Source organism: Streptomyces sp. SID13726 (assembly GCF_010548375.1).
Classification (GTDB): Bacteria; Actinomycetota; Actinomycetes; order Streptomycetales; family Streptomycetaceae; genus Streptomyces.
The window spans coordinates 1-447 of the sequence record NZ_JAAGLY010000424.1 but is presented as its reverse complement, the minus strand read 5'-3'; the positions used below and the strand labels follow the sequence as shown (position 1 = coordinate 447).

Here is a 447-nt window from a genome sequence, read left to right as displayed (position 1 = left end):
GCGGCCTCCGGCTCCGGCGCGGGCGAGGACTACACGTACGGCCGCCCGGCACGGCGCTCCGCCGGGGTGCCGGGCGCGGTCCTGCCGAGCCTGCGGCGCAGGCCGCCCCGGGTCTGCGTGGTCATCGACACCTCGGGGTCGGTCAGCGACGCGGAACTGGGCAGCGCGCTGCTGGAGGTGGCCGCGATCTCCCGTGCGGTGGGCGGCCGCCGGGACCTGGTCACGGTGGTGCCCTGCGACGCGGCGGCCCGGATCGCGCACCCGCTGTGCCGCGCCGAGGGCATCCCGCTGGTGGGCGGCGGCGGCACGGATCTCCGTACGGGCTTCGCCAAGGCCCTGCGGTCGGCGGCCCGGCCGGACGTCATCGTGGTCCTGACCGACGGCCAGACGCCCTGGCCCACCACCCGCCCGCCGTGCCGCACGGTGGTGGGCCTGTTCGCCCGGCAG

At 78.7% G+C, this 447-nt stretch carries 1 protein-coding gene; it reads left to right on the top strand.

Translation table 11 applies throughout. The features are described 5' to 3' along the window. Positions 1-447: VWA-like domain-containing protein (locus G3I78_RS48405; RefSeq protein ID WP_239158484.1), on the top strand; the 447-nt coding region annotated here is incomplete at both ends.